The sequence below is a fragment of the Roseburia sp. AF02-12 genome, assembly GCF_003461765.1.
In the GTDB taxonomy this organism is placed as follows: domain Bacteria; phylum Bacillota; class Clostridia; order Lachnospirales; family Lachnospiraceae; genus Roseburia_C; species Roseburia_C amylophila.
Window position 1 is genome coordinate 1,564,167 of the sequence record NZ_QTXS01000001.1, and the last position, 2,296, is coordinate 1,566,462.

Annotated in this window: 2 tRNA genes and 1 rRNA gene (1 of these 3 running past the window's edge); all 3 read right to left on the reverse strand. The window is 48.1% G+C overall.

Annotated elements, in window-relative coordinates:
* Nucleotides 1-1,623, reverse strand: a 23S ribosomal RNA gene (locus DV740_RS14960) (it extends 1,395 nt beyond the left edge of the window).
* Nucleotides 1,624-1,816: 193 nt separating this feature from the next.
* Nucleotides 1,817-1,889 (reverse strand) — tRNA-Ala (locus tag DV740_RS07695).
* Nucleotides 1,890-1,932: 43 nt separating this feature from the next.
* Nucleotides 1,933-2,006: transfer RNA gene (locus tag DV740_RS07700), tRNA-Ile, on the reverse strand.
* Nucleotides 2,007-2,296: the final 290 nt, after the last annotated feature.

Below are 2,296 nucleotides of genomic sequence, written 5' to 3' on the forward strand. Positions count from 1 at the left end.
CATATGGCACAATAGCGGCTTTTCTCGGCAGCCGGTCCGCATGCTTCGCTACTTTGGTTCGCTCCACATCACAGCAAGGACTTTCGTGTGCGGATTTGCCAGCACACCATCCCCTCTGCTTGTACCAGTCTTTCCATTCCTGGCTCATGCTTTCCTTCTGCGTCCCCACAGTTCTGACCATATGTGGTACAGGAATCTAAACCTGTTGTCCATCGGATACGCCTCTCGGCCTCTCCTTAGGTCCCGACTTACCCAGGGCAGATCAGCTTTACCCTGGAATCCTTGGATATTCGGCCGGAAGGATTCTCACCTTCCTCTCGCTACTCATTCCGGCATTCTCTCTTCTTATCCCTCCACTGCTCCTTATCGGTACAGCTTCGTCGGTCTTAAGAATGCTCCTCTACCAATCATACTAGGTATGATTCCACAGCTTCGGTGTTGTGTTTCAGCCCCGGACATTTTCGGCGCAGGGACTCTCGACTAGTGAGCTGTTACGCACTCTTTGAATGAATGGCTGCTTCTGAGCCAACATCCTAGTTGTCTTTGAATCCCCACATCCTTTTCCACTTAACACACACTTTGGGACCTTAGCTGGTGGTCTGGGCTCTTTCCCTTTTGACTGTCCAACTTATCTCGTACAGTCTGACTCCCGTTCATCATCTTAATGGCATTCGGAGTTTGATATTCTTTGGTAAGCTTTGACGCCCCCGCGGAAATTCAGTGCTCTACCTCCACAAGACTAAAACGAGGCTAGCCCTAAAGCTATTTCGAGGAGAACCAGCTATCTCCGGGTTCGATTGGAATTTCTCCCCTATCCACACCTCATCCCCACCCTTTTCAACGGATGTGGGTTCGGTCCTCCAACGCCTTTTACGGCATCTTCAACCTGGACATGGATAGATCACCCGGTTTCGGGTCTACTCCTACTGACTAAACTCGCCCTGTTAAGACTTGGTTTCCCTTCGGCTCCGGACCTTAAGTCCTTAACCTCGCCAGTAAGCGTAACTCGCCGGACCGTTCTACAAAAAGTACGCGGTCGCACATATAAAGTGCTTCCACAGCTTGTAAACACAGGGTTTCAGGTTCTCTTTCACTCCCCTCCCGGGGTCCTTTTCACCTTTCCTTCACAGTACTATGCGCTATCGGTCACTAAGTAGTATTTAGCCTTACGGGGTGGTCCCCGCTTATTCCATCAAGGTTTCTCGTGTCTCGATGTACTCTGGATACCGCCATGTCAGCTCTTCTTTCGCTTACGGGACTTTCACCCTCTCTGGTCTGCTTTCCCAAAACAGTTCTGCTGGAATTGCTGAATCAATTATGCGGTCCGAACCCCGGAATGCACGCACTCCGGTTTGGGCTCTTTCCATTTCGCTCGCCGCTACTTTGGAAATCGATTTTTCTTTCTCTTCCTCCGGCTACTTAGATGTTTCAGTTCACCGGGTTCCCTTCCATACGTTATGGATTGGCGTATGGATACATGAGGTATTCTCATGTGGGTTTCCCCATTCAGATATTCACGGATCAATGGATATTTGCTCCTCCCCGTGACTTTTCGCAGCTTATCACGTCTTTCATCGGCTCTTAGTGCCAAGGCATCCACCCTGCGCTCTTCTTCGCTTGACCTTGTTACGAGCACTTAGTATACACTAATGCTCCCGTCGTATAGCGTTATGACGCTTGTGTTTGTTGATTCTTTTGAATCGGTTTGTTTCTCGGATTTTTTCATATCTTAGGTCTATCAATTCTAAAATGATAGTCTTATCATCAATTCTGTATGAAGTTTTCAAGGTACGTTATGGATACTTTCGTATCCGAATGGAGATGGAGAGATTCGAACTCTTGACCCCCTGCTTGCAAGGCAGGTGCTCTCCCAACTGAGCTACACCCCCATATAGGATGATTCCTATTTAATTATAGACTCTTTCGAATCAATGGGCTTAAGTGGACTCGAACCACCGACCTCACGCTTATCAGGCGTGCGCTCTAACCAGCTGAGCTATAAGCCCTCATTTAATCTGGCAGCCACCTACTCTCCCATGCCGTCTCCAGCGTAGTACCATCGACATCGTGTTCGGGATGTGGACGGGTGTTTCCCCTAAGCGCATCGCCACCAGAATTGTTATGAGCACTTAGACGGTAACAAATGTAATGCAGTTAGCGTCTTACGTGCGATACATACTTGACCCTTAGTGAGAACGAGTTCTTACGAAGTTCGAACTTAGTAGTCAAGTACTATTCAGTTATCTTTGATAACTCAACAGCGAAATAATCTTTACTCGATTTCCTTAGAAAGGAG